The 14,802-nt window shown below is 75.7% G+C and carries 14 protein-coding genes; 8 read left to right on the forward strand and 6 right to left on the reverse strand.

Going from position 1 to position 14,802, the window contains the following annotated elements; translation table 11 throughout:
- The 5 genes from ACYC1Z_RS09675 to ACYC1Z_RS09695 all read left to right on the forward strand — a co-directional run.
- Positions 1–986: 3-phosphoshikimate 1-carboxyvinyltransferase (locus tag ACYC1Z_RS09675; protein WP_461409313.1), on the forward strand; the 986-nt coding region annotated here is incomplete at its 5' end.
- Positions 986–2,011, forward strand: coding sequence for a ribosome small subunit-dependent GTPase A (rsgA, locus tag ACYC1Z_RS09680; RefSeq protein ID WP_461409314.1), 1,026 nt, complete (start codon positions 986–988; stop codon positions 2,009–2,011). The genes ACYC1Z_RS09675 and rsgA, both read left to right, overlap by 1 nt.
- A gap of 105 nt (positions 2,012–2,116) precedes the next feature.
- Complete coding sequence (gene hisN, locus ACYC1Z_RS09685; RefSeq protein WP_461409315.1) at positions 2,117–2,923, forward strand: histidinol-phosphatase; 807 nt, start codon at positions 2,117–2,119, stop codon at positions 2,921–2,923.
- Positions 2,924–3,002: 79 nt separating this feature from the next.
- A complete protein-coding gene (locus ACYC1Z_RS09690; RefSeq protein ID WP_461409316.1) occupies positions 3,003–4,208 on the forward strand; it encodes an exonuclease SbcCD subunit D in 1,206 nt (401 codons plus the stop codon).
- On the forward strand, positions 4,208–7,408 hold the full coding sequence (locus ACYC1Z_RS09695) for an AAA family ATPase (RefSeq protein WP_461409317.1): 3,201 nt from the start codon (positions 4,208–4,210) through the stop codon (positions 7,406–7,408). Before ACYC1Z_RS09690 ends, ACYC1Z_RS09695 begins: the two co-directional genes overlap by 1 nt.
- 129 nt (positions 7,409–7,537) lie before the next feature.
- Here the strand turns inward: ACYC1Z_RS09695 and ACYC1Z_RS09700 are convergent, their stop codons facing one another.
- Genes ACYC1Z_RS09700 through ACYC1Z_RS09710 form a run of 3 tightly spaced genes read right to left on the reverse strand, consistent with a single transcriptional unit; the run spans position 7,538 to position 10,261 of the window.
- On the reverse strand, positions 7,538–8,005 hold the full coding sequence (locus ACYC1Z_RS09700; RefSeq protein WP_461409318.1) for a DUF6912 family protein: 468 nt from the start codon (positions 8,003–8,005) through the stop codon (positions 7,538–7,540).
- A gap of 25 nt (positions 8,006–8,030) precedes the next feature.
- Positions 8,031–9,542, reverse strand: a complete 1,512-nt coding sequence (locus ACYC1Z_RS09705; RefSeq protein ID WP_461409319.1) for a hypothetical protein — start codon at positions 9,540–9,542, stop codon at positions 8,031–8,033.
- A complete protein-coding gene (locus ACYC1Z_RS09710; RefSeq protein ID WP_461409320.1) occupies positions 9,539–10,261 on the reverse strand; it encodes a hypothetical protein in 723 nt (240 codons plus the stop codon). Before ACYC1Z_RS09710 ends, ACYC1Z_RS09705 begins: the two co-directional genes overlap by 4 nt.
- A 152-nt stretch (positions 10,262–10,413) precedes the next feature.
- Here ACYC1Z_RS09710 and ACYC1Z_RS09715 point away from each other — a divergent pair, with 152 nt between their 5' ends.
- The gene (locus ACYC1Z_RS09715) at positions 10,414–10,650 is read left to right on the forward strand and encodes a helix-turn-helix domain-containing protein (RefSeq protein WP_461409321.1); all 237 of its coding nucleotides are present in this window, start codon (positions 10,414–10,416) and stop codon (positions 10,648–10,650) included.
- A 2-nt stretch (positions 10,651–10,652) separates the two neighbouring features.
- Here the strand turns inward: ACYC1Z_RS09715 and ACYC1Z_RS09720 are convergent, their stop codons facing one another.
- A complete protein-coding gene (locus ACYC1Z_RS09720; RefSeq protein WP_461409322.1) occupies positions 10,653–11,198 on the reverse strand; it encodes a hypothetical protein in 546 nt (181 codons plus the stop codon).
- Between the two features lie 165 nt (positions 11,199–11,363).
- Between ACYC1Z_RS09720 and ACYC1Z_RS09725 the strand changes: the two genes are divergently transcribed.
- A complete protein-coding gene (locus ACYC1Z_RS09725; protein ID WP_461409323.1) occupies positions 11,364–12,080 on the forward strand; it encodes a LysM peptidoglycan-binding domain-containing protein in 717 nt (238 codons plus the stop codon).
- Complete coding sequence (locus tag ACYC1Z_RS09730; protein ID WP_461409324.1) at positions 12,077–12,622, forward strand: Rv3235 family protein; 546 nt, start codon at positions 12,077–12,079, stop codon at positions 12,620–12,622. Before ACYC1Z_RS09725 ends, ACYC1Z_RS09730 begins: the two co-directional genes overlap by 4 nt.
- A gap of 238 nt (positions 12,623–12,860) precedes the next feature.
- On the opposite strand, the gene ACYC1Z_RS09735 is transcribed toward ACYC1Z_RS09730, so the two are convergent.
- Both ACYC1Z_RS09735 and ACYC1Z_RS09740 read right to left on the reverse strand, forming a co-directional pair.
- The gene (locus ACYC1Z_RS09735) at positions 12,861–13,478 is read right to left on the reverse strand and encodes an FMN reductase (RefSeq protein ID WP_461409325.1); all 618 of its coding nucleotides are present in this window, start codon (positions 13,476–13,478) and stop codon (positions 12,861–12,863) included.
- Between the two features lie 31 nt (positions 13,479–13,509).
- The gene (locus ACYC1Z_RS09740) at positions 13,510–14,703 is read right to left on the reverse strand and encodes an LLM class flavin-dependent oxidoreductase (RefSeq protein WP_461409326.1); all 1,194 of its coding nucleotides are present in this window, start codon (positions 14,701–14,703) and stop codon (positions 13,510–13,512) included.
- Between the last annotated feature and the right edge of the window lie 99 nt (positions 14,704–14,802).

The following is a 14,802-nucleotide window of genomic DNA, read 5'->3' on the forward strand; positions in this document are numbered from 1 at the left end:
CCCGCGAACGCCCCATGGGCCCGGTGGTGAGCGGTCTGCGGGACCTCGGCGCGCAGATCGAGTCCGCCACCGACTCGCGCGGCGCCGCGGTGCTGCCCCTGACCGTGCACGGCGCCGGCTCCCTGCCGGGCGGTAGCGTCGACGTCGATGCCGCCGGGTCCAGCCAGTTCGTCTCCGCGCTGCTGCTCACCGCCCCCTCCTACGACGCTGGCATCGACCTGCGGCACACCGGCGCCACGCTGCCCTCGCAGCCGCACATCGCGATGACCGTCGCCGTGCTGCGCGCGGCCGGCGTCGACGTCGAGGAGCTCACCCTCGACGGCCGCCCCGCGGGCGGGACCACCGGCCGGGTACCGGCCCGGTGGCGGGTGCCCCCCGGCCCGGTCCGCGGCGGCCGCGTCGTCGTCGAGCCGGACCTGTCCAACGCCGGCCCGTTCCTCGCCGCCGCGCTGGTCGCCAGGGGCACGGTGCGCGTACCTCGCTGGCCCGCCGCGACCACCCAGGCCGGGGACGCGATGCGGGACCTGCTCGCCCGGATGGGCGGCACCGTCGACCGCTCCGGCGACGGTGTGCTGAGCGTCACCGGCCCCGCCGACAGCCGGATCCGCGGCCTGGACGCCGACCTGCACGACGTCGGCGAGCTCGCCCCCACGATCGCCGCCCTGGCGGCGCTGGCGGTGACGCCGTCGCGGCTGCGTGGCATCGCGCACCTGCGCGGGCACGAGACGGACCGGCTCTCGGCGATCGTCACCGAGATCAACCGTCTCGGCGGGAACGCCCGGGAGACCGCGGACGGCGTCGAGATCAACCCGGCACCGCTGCACGGCGGCGCCGTGGCGACCTACGCCGACCACCGCATGGCGACCTTCGCGGCGATCCTGGGCCTGCGCGTGCCGGGGGTGGCGGTGGTCGACGTCGCGACCACCGTCAAGACGCTCCCCGACTTCCCCGGGATGTGGCGGGCGATGCTCGGCGGCGGCAGCTGATGGCCCACGACACCGGCACCGACGACGACCGGGTGCGGGTGCGCCCCAACCCGCGCGGCAACCGCCCCCGGACGAAGGACCGGCCCGAGCACGCCGACGCGGTGGGCGCCCTCGTGCTGGGGGTGGACCGCGGCCGCTACCACCTGCTCACCGACGACGGTCGCCGGACGATGGGCATGAAGGCCCGCGAATTGGGCCGCGGCTCCGTCGTCGTCGGGGACCGGGTCGCGGTGGTCGGTGACGTCTCCGGGCGCAAGGACACGCTCGGGCGGATCGTGCGCGTGGAGCAGCGGACCTCGGTGCTACGCCGCTCCGCCGACGACGACCCGGAGTCCGTGGGCCACGAGCGCATCATCGTCGCCAACGCCGACCAGCTCCTGATCGTCACCGCGCTGGCCGATCCCGAGCCGCGCCCGCGCATGGTGGACCGTTGCCTGGTGGCCGCCTACGACGCCGGGATGCAGCCGGTGCTGCTGCTGACCAAGGCGGACCTGACCGACCCCGCGCCGTTCCTGGCCCAGTACGCCGCGCTCGAGGTGCCCGCGCTGGTCACCTCCATCGTCGGGGACGAGATCCGCGGGCTGGCGGAGGTGCGCGAGCGGCTCACCGACCGGGTCTCGGTGCTGGTGGGCCACTCCGGCGTCGGGAAGTCGACGCTCGTCAACGCCCTGGTGCCCGCCGCCGACCGAGCGACGGGCGGCGTCAACGCCGTCACCGGCCGCGGACGGCACACCTCCTCCTCCGCCGTCGCGCTGGAGCTGCCCGGTGGCGGCTGGGCGATCGACACCCCCGGGGTGCGGTCCTTCGGGCTGAGCCACGTCGACGCCGACAGCCTCCTGCGCGCGTTCGCGGACCTGGCCGCGGTGGCCGGGGACTGCCCGCGCGGGTGCACGCACGCCGCGGACGCGCCCGACTGCGCCCTCGACGAGTGGGTGGCCGCCGGGCAGGCCGGCCCGGTGGGCGAGGCGCGGCTGGTCTCCTTCCGTCGGCTCCTCGCGGCCAAGACCGACGCGGGCGAGGAGTAGAGGCCGGAAGGAGCAGGGGCCCGCGCCACGCGCGCGGCGCGCTGGCCGCGGCGCCACGCCCGCGGCCGGGAGGTCGTGGACGGGTCGGGGCGCTACCGTGCGGACATGACCACGCCCGGCGCCAGCAAGTACACCGACGACCTGCGCCTGGCGCACGTCATCGCCGACCAGGTCGACGCCCGGACCATGGCGCGCTTCGGCGCCCTGGACCTGGTCGTGGAGACCAAACCGGACCTGACCCCCGTCTCCGACGCCGACCGCGGCGCCGAGGAGATCGTCCGGGCCCAGCTCGCCCGCGCCCGCCCACGTGACTCGGTGCTGGGTGAGGAGTTCGGCGTCACCGGCCATTCCCCGCGCCAGTGGGTGATCGACCCGATCGACGGGACCAAGAACTTCGTCCGCGGCGTGCCCGTGTGGGCCACCCTGATCGGCCTGGTGGAGGACGGCGAGGTGGTCGTCGGCGTCGTGTCCGCCCCCGCGCTGAACCGGCGCTGGTGGGCGGCACGCGGCGCGGGCACCTGGACGGGCCGCTCGTTGTCCGCCGCCCGGCGGCTGCACGTGTCCCAGGTCGCCGAGCTCGCCGACGCGTCCCTGAGCTACTCGAGCCTGACCGGATGGGCGCAGCGGGGCGGGCTGCGCTCGTTCCTGGGGCTCGCCCAGGAGGTGTGGCGCACGCGCGCCTACGGCGACTTCTGGTCCTACATGCTCGTCGCGGAGGGAGCCGTGGACATCGCCTGCGAGCCCGAGCTCGAGCTGTACGACATGGCCGCGCTGGTGCCGATCGTCACCGAGGCCGGCGGCCGGTTCACCAGCCTGGACGGCACGGACGGCCCCTGGGGCGGCGACGCCGTCGCCACGAACTCCCTGCTCCACCAGGCGGTGCTGGACCAGCTCGGCTCACAGACGGATTGACGCGGGACCGGACCCCGGGGGCAGAGTCCCACCGTGTCCTTGCGGGGCGATGTCGGTGGTCGTGGTTAGCGTCGTGGGCATGAGGATCCTGCACACCTCGGACTGGCACCTGGGCCGCACGTTGCACGGGGTGGACCTGCACGAGCACCACGCCGCCTTCCTGGACCACCTGGTCGAGGCCGTCGACGCGCAGGACGTGGACGCCGTCGTGGTCGCGGGTGACGTCTACGACCGGGCCGTGCCACCGGTGGCGTCTGTCGAGCTCCTCTCCGACGTGCTCGCCCGCCTGACGTCCCGCACCCGGGTGGTGCTCACCCCCGGCAACCACGACTCCGCCGCACGCCTCGGCTTCGGGGCACGGCTCTACCGCGACCGCCTCGCCGTGCGCTCACAGGTCGCCGGGATCGACACCCCGCTGGTGCTGCCGGACGCCGACGGCGCGGACGGCGCCCTCGTCTACGCGCTGCCCTATCTGGACCCGGATCTGTGCCGGGACGCCCTCACGCAGACCGGCGACGACGGCACCCCGGTCCGCCCGGCCCGCTCGCACGAGGCCGTGACCGCCGCCGCGCTGCGCCGGGTGCAGGCCGATCTCGCGCGGCGCCGGGCAGCCTCATCCACCCGGGTGCCCGCGCTGCTGCTCGCACACACCTTCGTCGTGGGCGGTGCGGCCAGCGAGTCCGAACGGGACATCCGCGTCGGCGGCGTGGACGCCGTGCCGTCCGGGGTGTTCGGTGCCCCGACCGCCCTGGACTACCTCGCCCTCGGGCACCTGCACGGCCCGCAGCGGGTGGGCCGGGCGGGCACCGACCCGATGATGCGCTATGCCGGCTCGCCGCTGGCGTTCTCCTTCTCCGAGGCCCGCCACCACAAGTCCACCGCGTTGATCGACCTCGACGCCGACGGTGTGCGCGGCGTCGAGCTGCTGCCCACCCCGGTGCCCCGGGCGCTGGCGGACGTGACCGGGACCATGACCGAGCTGCTCGGCCGCGCCTTCGACGACCACACCGGCGACTGGGTCCGGGTCACGGTGACCGATGACGTCCGGCCCGAGCAGCTGTGGGCCCAGGTCTCCAGGCGGTTCCCGCACGCCCTGGTGGTCCAGCACGTCCCGGCCCGGATCCGCACCCGGGAGGCGCCCACCGCCGTCACCGCCGCGGCGGACCCCCTCGAGGTCACCGGCCAGTTCCTCGCGGCCACCGGCGGGCGGCCCGCCCGGGACGAGGAGCTCGCCGTCGTCCGGGACGCCTACGAGGCCGTGCTCGCCCAGGAGAGGAGCGCCTGATGCGCATCCACCACCTCACGCTGCAGGCGATCGGCCCGTTCCCCGGCCGCCACACGATCGACGTCGACTCCCTCGCCGCCGGCGGCCTGTTCCTGCTCGAGGGGCCCACGGGCTCGGGCAAGTCCACCATCATCGACGCCATCGTCTTCGCCCTGTACGGCAAGGTCGCCGACGCCGAGACGTCGGAGGACCGGCTGCACTCCGACCACGCGGAGCCCGACGTCGAGCCATTCGTCGACCTGACGTTCTCCACCGCGGCCGGCGTGTACCGCGTGTGGCGCTCCCCCACGTTCCAGCGACCGAAGCGGCGCGGCGGTGGCTTCACCCAGCAGAACGCTCGCGCCAAGCTCTGGCGGCTGTCCGGCCCGGAGGACGAGGCCGGGGAACCCGTCTCCGCCCACGTGCAGGAGGTCAGCATCGAGCTCGGGCGCATCGTGGTGCTCGACCGCGCCCAGTTCACCCAGACGGTCGTGCTCCCCCAGGGACAGTTCGCCGCGTTCCTGCGCGCCAAGCCGGAGGCCCGCCGGGTGGTGCTGCAGGACGTGTTCGGTACCGAGATCTACGAGAAGGTGCAGCGTCAGCTCGTCGAGATGGCCAAGGCGGCGCGAGCCGAGCTGGAGGCGGCCGCCACCGAGATCGGCTCGGCCACCGACGCGTTCGTCCGCGCCGCGGGCCTGCGCGAGCACGAGGACGCCCGGGCCGAGGACGCCCGCGCCGACGCGCCCGTGGGAGCCGAGACCCGCACGGAATCGGCCGGTGCGCCCGCCGAGGACGCGGCCGGCGCAGGGGTCGAGGACGCCGCCGGTGCAGGGGTCGAGGACGCCGCCGGTGCGGACATCGCGGATGCGCCCGGCCTGGAGGTCGCCGCCGCGCTGCGCACCGCCGCGCGGGAGCTGGACGCGGCGGCACTGGAGATGGGCACCGCCCGCGTCCACGCGGGACTGGTTGCCGCGGCGGACCGGGCGAGCGTGCTCGAACGGGAGGCGGCGGAGGCCGTCCGTGGGGCCCAGGAGCACCTCGACGCCCACCGCACCCTCGCCGCCCTGATCACCCGCCGGGCCGGACTGCTCGAGGAGCAGCGCGCGCTCGAGGGACGTGCCGCGGAGATCGACGGGACCGAACGCCGGCTGGACCACGCCCGCCGGGCCGCCACCGTGGCCACCACCGTGCGCGCGCACGCCCAGGCCCGCGACGCCCTCACCGCCGCCACGGCGTCCTGGGAGCGGGCCCGGGCCGAGCTCGCCGGCGGCCCCGACGCCGGTGTCCTGGCCACCACCGCGCACGGCGGTGACATCGAGGCGCTCGAGGAGCTGCACGAGCGCGCCACGGCGGAGTCCGGCGCGCTCGACGAGATCGTCGAGCTGGAGAGGGGCCTGCCCAGCCGGCAGACCGCGCTCGAGGCCACCGAGCGCAGCATCGACAGCGACGCCGCGGCGCTCGACCAGGCCCGGACCGAGCTCGCCGCCCGGCCGACGGCCCGGCAGGAGCTCAGCTCCCGGCTGGCCGTGGCCCGGTCGGGCGCGGCCGAGGTCGGCGCGGCACGGGCCGCCGCCCAGGCCGCCCAGACCACCGTGGCCGCCGCAGCCACCGCCGAGCGGCGCACCACGGAGGTGGCCCGGGCGGAGGCGGCCGTCGCGGCATCGACGGAGCAGGCCAGGGCTGCGGTCGCGGCCGAACGCGACATGCGCCTGCGGTGGATCGACGGGATGGCCGGCACCCTGGCGGGCGAACTCGAACCCGGCCGGCCGTGCAGCGTGTGCGGCTCCACCGAGCACCCAGCACCGGCGCAGCGGACCGACGCGCACGTGAGCGCGGCGGACGTCGAGCGGGCCGAGCGTGCCCGGCAGGATTCCGAGCGCCACCTCAGGGAGGCCGCCGACACGTTCACCCGGGTGCGCGCGCAGATCGACGCCCTGCGCGAGAAGGCCGGCGGACGGGATCTGACCACCGCACGCCAGGAGCACGAGCAGGCCGCCGCCCGGCTCGCGGCCGCCGAGGACGCCGCCGCGGCCGCGACCGACCTCGAGCAGGAGCTGAGCGCCTTCGACGCGGCGACACGCGAGTCCACCGCCGCCCAGGCCCAGCTCACCGCCGGCCTCGCCGAGCGCCGCGGTCACCTTGCCGAGGTCCGCCGGCACCTGGACGCGGACCGCGCCCGCTGCGCCAAGGCCGCCGGTGACGCCCCCTCGGTGGCCGCCCGCGCCGGCGCCCTCACCCAGCACGCCCGCGCCGTACGCGCCCTGCTCGACGCCCGCCGGGCCCAGGCGGCGGCCACCGAGACGCACGACCTGGCCACCGAACGCCTCCGGACCGATCTGGCAGCCGCCGGCCTGGGTGACGCCGAGGAGGCCCGTGGCGCGGCACTGCCCGCCACCGAGATGACCGACCTCGAGCGCCGCCTCCTCGACCACCGGACCGCGGTGGGACGCGTCCGGGCCGGGCTCGCCGAGCCCGCGGTCGCCGCCCTGACCGGCGAGGAGGTCTCGGACGTCGCCGGTGCCGAGACCGCGCACGCGGCGGTGGCGACCGCGCTGACCGACGCGACCCGCCGGGCGAGCGAGGCGAGGATGCGGGCGGCGCAGGCCGGCTCGGCACGCACGGACCTCCTCGCCGGACTCGCCGCCCACGCCGCCCGGGCCGAGCGGGCGGCACCCGTGCTGCGCACCGCCGCGCTGGCGAACGCCGGTCAGGGCAACGAGAGCGCGACGACGCTGGCCACGTATGTGCTCGTGCGCCGGTTCGAGGACGTCGTGGCCGCCGCGAACGACCGCCTCAGGACGATGTCCGACGGCCGCTACGCGCTCGAGCGCATCGACGAGAAGGAGGGCGGGCAGCGCTCCCGCCGGGCCGGGCTCGGCCTCCAGGTGCTCGACCAGCTCACCGAGACCCCGCGCGACCCACGCACGCTGTCCGGCGGGGAGACGTTCTACGTCTCGTTGTGCCTGGCCCTCGGGCTGGCCGACGTGGTCCGTTCCGAGGCGGGCGGCATCGAGCTCGGCACGCTGTTCGTGGACGAGGGCTTCGGGTCGCTCGACCCCGACACGCTCGACGCCGTCATGGGTGAGCTCGGGCGGCTCCGCGAGGGTGGCCGCGCCGTCGGGATCGTCTCGCACGTCGCCGAGCTCAAGGACCGCATCGCGGAGCGGATCGAGGTGCGGCGCCTGCCCTCCGGGGCGTCCACGCTCACGGTGCGCGCCTGATCCGACGGAGCGGCCCGGGCGGTCGGGCGGTCGGGCGGGGCAGCGGCCCGGGCGGTCGGGCGGTCGGGCGGGGCAGCGGCCCGGGCGGTCGGGCCGGGGTGCCCGGACGCGGTGGGCCGCCGTGGGTGGTCACTCCGGGCGCAGCTCCCCGGCCAGGGCGTCCCGCTCGATGACGTCGTACCAGAGCAGGTCCCGCTCGGCGGCACGCTCGAATGCGACATCGTCGCCCGCAGCCGCGGCGGCGACGTCGGCGGCGGCCCGGGCCTCGTCGACGAGGATGGCGACGACGACGTCCCACCCGACCGGGCCGACGAGCTCGACCGCGGTGGGCAGCTGGTCCTCGGCGAGGACCTCCGGGGCACGGACGGATCCGTCCGGGACGTCGGCGGCCACGACCACGCGGCGGGGCACCCCGCCGGTGGTGGCGACGAGCCGCACCGAGTCGTCCGCGGCGGCGAGCGACGCGGTGATCTCCAGGCCCTCCTCGTCCTCGTCGGGCAGCTCCCCGCGCAGGGCGGTGGTCACCGCGTGCGCCCACCGCGCGGTGATCGGGGACTCGTGGAGATCGGCGGCCGTGGCAGGCAGGTACACGCGCATGGTCACAGTCTCCCCCGCCGACGGCTCAGCGGGCGTGCGCGGCGACGGTGAGGCGCGCCGCGACCTGCCCACCGGCTCGCCGTCGGATGCGCCGGGCAGGCCCGGCACCCGTCAGGCGGCGGGCCAGCTCGTGCAGGACGAGACGGGCCGGTGACGACGCCGCCACCTCGGTCAGCGTCCGGCCCTGCAGCACGGCGCGGTCCGTGGCCGGCCGGTCGTCGGGGACGAGCAACGGGTCGGTGACACCCGCGAAGCGGGCGAGGGCCTCGGTGACCGACTGGGCGGGCCGCGGGCCGGCGGCACTCGCCCGGATCCGGTTGACCAGGACGACCCGCTCGGCCTGGGACCCCGGCAACGCCCGGTCCGAGAGCTCCCCGAGGGCCAGCACGAGCCGACGCAGCCCCACCGGTTCGCCGGCCCCGACCACCACGACGACGTCAGCCGCCGCGAGCGCCGCCGCCGTTGCCTGGTGCCGTTGTGGGGCCCAGGCCGGGTCGAACCCGGCCTCCACCCCGAGCCCGGCTCCGACGTCGACGACCGTCCACGGGCTGACCTCACGGGCGACGTCCCAGATCACCTCGAGCGCGGTGGCGGGAAGCTCGCGCCACCGATCGGCCCGGGTCAGGCCGGTGAGCACGCGCAGCCCGCCGGCCAGGACCGGGGCGAGCTGCGTCAGGGCCGCCGCGTCGAGGCGGCCGTGGGTCGCCTGGCGGGCCGCGACGGCGAGCGCGGACGAGTCGTCCAGCAGGCCGAGGACCTGGGCGATCGAGGGTGCTTCGGTATCGGCGTCGAGCAGCAGTGCGCCGCCGGCGAGGGCGGCGAGCTCCGCCGCGAGGGTGACGGCCACGGTCGTCCGCCCGGGCGCACCCGGCGGACCCCAGACGACCACGAGGCGGCCGCGTTCGGTGGGCGGCGCGGCGTCCTGGGCCTGGTCCTCGGCCGCATCGGCCGGTGCGGTGGCCGACGTGCCGGCCCCCGGGCCGCCGCCCGAGCTGCCGGGGCCGCCCGAGCCGCCCGAACTGCCCGAGCTGCCCGAGCTGCCCGCGCTGCCCGCGCTGCCGCCGGGAGCATGGCTGGTCGACGCACCGCCGCGCGACGCCGTGCCGCCCGGTGCTCCCTCGACCCCGGCGCCCGGCCCGTTCGTGGCCTTCGGGACCCCGGGCCGCGGTGGCCGGCCCGCGGGGGCGCCGTCGTGCGCGAGCGCGACGACCGCGGCGGCGAGCACCCCGAGGGGCGCATCGTCGGGCTGGACGGCGTCCGCGCCGAGCGCCGCACACCGCTCCACGTCCCGCGCCCGGGCGACCAGCAGGGTCCGCACCCCGACGCTGCGCAGCCGGCCCACAGTCGTGCGGTCCACCCCGGGCAGGTCGGCAGCGAGGACGGCCACCGATCCCAGACCGGCGGCGGCCGCGGCGAGCACCTCGGGCACGTCCGCGCAGCGGCGCACCACCTGCACCCCGCTGCCGCCCGAGTCCACCGCCTTGACCAGTGCCCCCTCGGTGGGGCCGGTGAGCGCGACGAGGATGCCCGCGCTCACCGCGGCCCGCCGTCGGCGTCCGGCCCGGCCGAGGGGGCGTCGACGGCGTCGGGCGAGGGCCGGGCGGGCAGCGTCCCCGTGCCGAAGGTGGGGACGACCACGAGATCCCCCTCGCTGGAGAGGGCGGCGAGGACGTCGGGCAGGGCGAGGCGAGGCACGAGCAGCTCGACCGAGACGCCGGTGCCGCCGGCGAAGATCGAGCTGTCCTCGAGCACCTCCGCCACCACGAGGTCGGCCGCGAGCAGCTCCGGCGGCACCGGCTCCTCGGCGGCGCCGGCCCGGACGGCGGGCGGGGTGAGCCAGAGGTCGACCACCGTGCCGGGGCCGAGGTCGGTCGGCACGGTGAGCCCGAGCGGGACCACCACCGGGCGCACGTCGACCTCGTCGGAGACACCGAGGGCGCCGCGCGGGACCAGCTCTCCCGCCCCGACCGTCCGTGCGGCGACGGCGCCCTCCGGCACCCCGTCCGCGACGAGGAGGTAGCGCTCCTCGGGCGCCCCCAGCCGGACCTCACGGACGACCAGGGCGTCGACGTCGACCGGGTCCCCGGGCGTGAGGTCCGCCCGGGCGGCGTAGACCGCGGTGGTGCCCGCGGCGTCGTCGACCGCCCACGCCCCCAGGGCGACGGAACCCGCGACGAGCAGGATCCCGACGCCGAGGCGTGGGTCTCGCCAGGTCGGACGGCGCAGGCGGCGCAGCTGCGGCGGTTCGCTGCTCACCGTGGACCTGAGCACGTGGTGGACTCCATGCTGGGCCTCCATGTCGATCCGAGGTGTCCTATGGTGCCGGTTCGTGCCCGAGCACGTCCGTGGTTGTCCACAGGTGCCTGTCGATGCCGGACCGAGCGTCTCTGGGGTGGCAGGATGGCGTCATGGCGCAGCGATTCCTCACCCTGGCCGACGTGGCGGAAGAGCTCGCGGTCTCGGTGGCGCAGGTGCGGGTGCTCGTGCGCTCCGGCGAGCTGCGCGCCATCCAGGTCGGCGGCCGCAACCAGTGGCGCGTGGAGACGGCCGCGCTGGAGGAGTACATCCAGCAGCAGTACGAGCGCACCCGGGCCCGTATCGACGCCGAGCAGCACCTTGGTGACCGAGGTGCCGCGCAGGTCTGACCTCATGTCGTGGTCACCGCCGCGAGGCCGGCCAGGGCGAGCGTGACGGTCTTCTCACCCGCGGCGGGGCCGGCCGGCTCCGTGCGCAGGTCCACGTGGTCCGCCCCGACGCGGGTGAACCAGCCGGTGTAGGTGCCGACCGCGGTCAGCGCGCGGACCCGGACCCCCTCGCGGGCGAGGGCGCGCAGGGCGTGCGTGATCCGCAACCGCCGCTCCACCGCGCCCGCCTCCGGCGCCACGGCACCGAGCGGCCAGGCGAGCACGACGGCCTCGAGCGGCACCAGGGTGCGCTGCTCACCCGTCCCCAGAAGGAACCACTGCGCGGCGGCGTCGATCAGGACGCCGCGCACGTCGGTCCCGGTGCGCAGCCGCACCGTCACCTCGGCCCCGATCCGGGCGCGGAGCCGGTCGGCGAGGTGAACCGTGCCGATCTCCGCCTCGGCAAGGTCGGCGACGACGTCGTCGTCGGCCAGCCGGACCTCGGCCTCGAACTGGCTCTGCAGGTCCCCGAACAGGGCCTCCCAACGCATGTACGCACGGTAGGACATCGACCCACCGTCGCGGACAGCTTTCGCCGGGAAGCTCTCGTCCCCACCACCCCACTTCTCCACAACACCCCTCGGTACCCATGTACAGCCGAACGATGTCGTAGTAGACCTGACATCATCAATCATCATCGAACGGCATGGTTCGATGCGGTCGAGGAGGAAACGATGGCCAGGACGGACGTCAGCGGCCCCGGTCGGCGGGTGACCACCGGGACGCTCGTCCTTGTGCTCCTGGGGAGCGGGTGGGCATCCGCCCGGCTCACGTTCCGGGCGATCGGCCAGGCGGGCCGGCTGCTGCAGGTGCACCAGTCGGCAGGGGGGCTGCACGCCGGCAACCTCCCGGCCGTGCTGGCCTTCGCCCTGCTCGTGGTCGGCGCAGCCGTCGCGCTCTGGTACGCGGGCACGGCGGTGGCCGGCCTGGCCGTCCGGGCCCTGCCCGCCACGGGCCGGGAACGACTCGGGGTGGAGCCCGTCCTGCGCCGGTGGGGTGCACCGGTGCTGCGTCGAGCGCTCGCCACGACGGCGGTCACCGGGCTCGGCGTCGCGCTCACGGTCACCTCCTCCGGCGCGGTGGTCGCGCCCGAAGGCGCGCCGTTGCCGGCCGACCTGGGCTGGGCGCCGACGCTCTCGCAGCCGGCACCCCCCGGCGCCGCGCCGGCACCGCTCGCCGCGACGACCGGGGCGAGCCCCGGCCACACCGTGCGCGCGGGGGACTCCCTGTGGTCGATCGCCGCGGCCCGGCTGCCCGCGGACGCCGACGCCACCGCCATCGCGGCCGCCTGGCCGCGTTGGTACGAGACCAACCGGGACCTGCTGGGCGCGGACCCGGACCTGATCCACCCCGGCCAGCACCTGCGGGCCCCGATCGAGGAGAAGTCATGAACACGACCACGCTCGACCGTGCGGCGGCCCGCGGGCTCCCCGCCCGCACCACTCCCACCATTTTCTCCACGATCGACGCCCGGGGGTCGCACGGGCCGGCCGCCGCCGCAGCCGCGGTGCGCCAAGCCCCGGCCGCACCCGCGCACTGGGACCGTGTCCGCTTCGCGGGCGAGCACGACGACGAGGCCGTGACACCGACGAGCGACCTCCCGGCGGCCGATCCCGCCCAGTGGGCCGGGGCGCTCGCCCGGGCGGCGATCGAGACGCTGCAGGGCGTCCGTCCGCCCACCCAGCTCTCCCGGGTCATGACCGCGGGGCTCTACGACGCCCTCGCGCGGCGGGCCGGGCTCGCGGTGCGGGTGCTGGGTCGGCCTCGCCGCGCGCAGCCGACGGTCGTGCGCCGCGTGCTCGTCTGCGAGATCGTCCCGGGCGTCGTGGAGGCCGCCGTCGTCGTGCACGACGGCACACGGGTCCGGGCGGCGGCGGTGCGGCTGCGGGTCCACCGCGGCCGGTGGCGGGCGACGGCGCTGGAGATCGGCTGACCCCGCCACGGATCGGCTCCGAACCAGTGGTCCGCATCGTCGGCTCCGAACCGGTGGCCCGCGTCGTCGGCTCGGAACCGGTGGTCCGCATCGTCGGCTCCGAACCAGTGGTCCGCATCGTCGGCTCGGACGAGGACGCCGCTACCCACCCCGGGACGGGGTGGGTAGCGGCAAGCCGGACGGGGTGGGCATCGCAACGACCGGCAACCGGAGAGGGGTCGACCGCCCGCCGGTCAGCTCAGCGGGCTCGAAACATCTGGTCGAACGTGGGGACGTCGGTGTACGGGTCCGCCGGTCCGGTGTTCTCGCGGCCGGCCACCATCGCGGCGAGCTCGCGCCCGGCGCGGCGGATCCGGACGGGCAACGGGTTGACCGTGTCCTCCTCGCCGGCCCAGTCGTCCGTCGCGGCGAATACCGAGGTGGTCGCGACGTCGGCCCGCAGGTAGGTCAGCAGCGGCCGCATCGAGTACTCCAACGCCAGGCTGTGGCGCGGCGTCCCGCCGGTCGCACCGAGCAGCACCGGCATCCCGGCGAGCGCCTCCTGGTCGAGGATGTCGACGAAGGACTTGAACAACCCCGAGTACGTGGTGGTGAACAGCGGTGTGACGAGCACCAGCCCGTCGGCCCCGGTGACCTTCTCGATCACCGTGCTCAGCTCCCCGGTGGGGAAGCCCGTGAGCATCGCGTTGACGATCTCGTGGGCGACGTCCCGGAGCTCGATGGTCCCCACGGTGACGGTGTGCCCGCGAGCCTCGAGCTCGGTGGCGGCGGCCCCCGAGAGCCGGTCCGCGAGCATCCGGGTCGCCGACGGCTGCCCCAGCCCGGCCGAGACCGCGACGACGGTGCGCTCGCTCATGTCTGCTCCTCTTCTTCGGCGTGGTCCGGGCTCAGCGCCCGAACGCGGCACCCTTGGCGACGGCGTCCGCGGCCTCGGTGTCGTCCTCGGCCGTCTTGCCGGTCCAGTGGTCGGCCGCGGCGACGATGCGCTCGGGGCGCTTGCCCTCGGCGCGAGCCTTCGCGACGCGCTCCGCGTGGCTGGGGGCGCTGGACGGCACACCCGCGGGGCGCTTGTCCTCGAACTCCTTGCGCAGCACCGGGACGACCTCCTCGGCGAGCAGGTCGATCTGCTCCAGGACGGTCTTCAGCGGCAGGCCGGCGTGGTCGACGAGGAAGAGCTGACGCTGGTAGTCGCCCACCTCCTCGCGCATGGACGCGTAGCGGTCGATGACCTCCTGCGGGCTGCCGACGGTCAGCGGGGTGTCGGTGGTGAACTCCTCCATCGTCGGGCCGTGGCCGTAGACCGGGGCGTTGTCGAAGTAGGTGCGGAACTCCCGCTTGGCGTCCTGGGAGTTCCTGCGCATGAAGAACTGCCCGCCGAGGCCGACGATGGCCTGGTCCGCGCGCCCGTGGCCGTAGTGCTCGAAACGCCGACGGTAGTAGGCGACCATCTTCTTGGTGTGGCTGATCGGCCAGAAGATGTTGTTGTGGAAGAAGCCGTCGCCGTAGTAGGCGGCCTGCTCGGCGATCTCGGGGCTGCGGATGGAGCCGTGCCACACGAAGGGGGCGACGCCGTCGAGCGGGCGCGGGATGGAGGTGAAGCCCTGCAGCGGGGTGCGGAACGTGCCCTGCCAGTTCACGACCTCCTCCTCCCAGAGCTTGCGCAGCAGCGCGTAGTTCTCGATGGCGAGGTTGATGCCCTGGCGGATGTCCTTGCCGAACCACGGGTAGACGGGGCCGGTGTTGCCGCGCCCCATCATCAGGTCCATGCGGCCCCCGGAGATGACCTGGAGCATGGCGTAGTCCTCGGCGATCTTCACCGGGTCGTTGGTGGTGATCAGCGTGGTGGCCGTGGAGAGCTTGATGTTCTTCGTCGTCCCGGCGAGGTAGCCGAGCAACGTCGTCGGGGAGGAGCCGAAGAACGGCGGGTTGTGGTGCTCACCGGTGGCGAACACGTCCAGGCCGGCCTGGTCCGCGTGCTGCGCGATGGTCACCACCGCCCGCACCCGCTCGGTGTCGGTCGGGGTCTTACCGGTGGTGGGTTCGGCCGTGACGTCCGTGACCGAAAAGATTCCGAACTCCATGGTGCCCCTCAGTTTAGATGCGTTTGCATATTCATCGGGATGAACGGCGGACCTGGGTCCCGTATTCCGATCCCGGACCCCCGGGCGCGGGGGGGGGGG

It is taken from the genome of Georgenia sp. (genome assembly GCF_054605595.1).

Bases quoted from the DNA above. Each gene is read 5' to 3' on its own strand.
- rsgA (WP_461409314.1), top strand. From the start codon at position 986: ATGGCCCACGACACCGGCACCGACGACGACCGGGTGCGGGTGCGCCCC.
- hisN (WP_461409315.1), top strand. From the start codon at position 2,117: ATGACCACGCCCGGCGCCAGCAAGTACACCGACGACCTGCGCCTGGCG.
- ACYC1Z_RS09690 (WP_461409316.1), top strand. From the start codon at position 3,003: ATGAGGATCCTGCACACCTCGGACTGGCACCTGGGCCGCACGTTGCAC.
- ACYC1Z_RS09695 (WP_461409317.1), top strand. From the start codon at position 4,208: ATGCGCATCCACCACCTCACGCTGCAGGCGATCGGCCCGTTCCCCGGC.
- ACYC1Z_RS09700 (WP_461409318.1), bottom strand. From the start codon at position 8,005: ATGCGCGTGTACCTGCCTGCCACGGCCGCCGATCTCCACGAGTCCCCG.
- ACYC1Z_RS09715 (WP_461409321.1), top strand. From the start codon at position 10,414: ATGGCGCAGCGATTCCTCACCCTGGCCGACGTGGCGGAAGAGCTCGCG.
- ACYC1Z_RS09720 (WP_461409322.1), bottom strand. From the start codon at position 11,198: ATGTCCTACCGTGCGTACATGCGTTGGGAGGCCCTGTTCGGGGACCTG.
- ACYC1Z_RS09725 (WP_461409323.1), top strand. From the start codon at position 11,364: ATGGCCAGGACGGACGTCAGCGGCCCCGGTCGGCGGGTGACCACCGGG.
- ACYC1Z_RS09730 (WP_461409324.1), top strand. From the start codon at position 12,077: ATGAACACGACCACGCTCGACCGTGCGGCGGCCCGCGGGCTCCCCGCC.
- ACYC1Z_RS09735 (WP_461409325.1), bottom strand. From the start codon at position 13,478: ATGAGCGAGCGCACCGTCGTCGCGGTCTCGGCCGGGCTGGGGCAGCCG.
- ACYC1Z_RS09740 (WP_461409326.1), bottom strand. From the start codon at position 14,703: ATGGAGTTCGGAATCTTTTCGGTCACGGACGTCACGGCCGAACCCACC.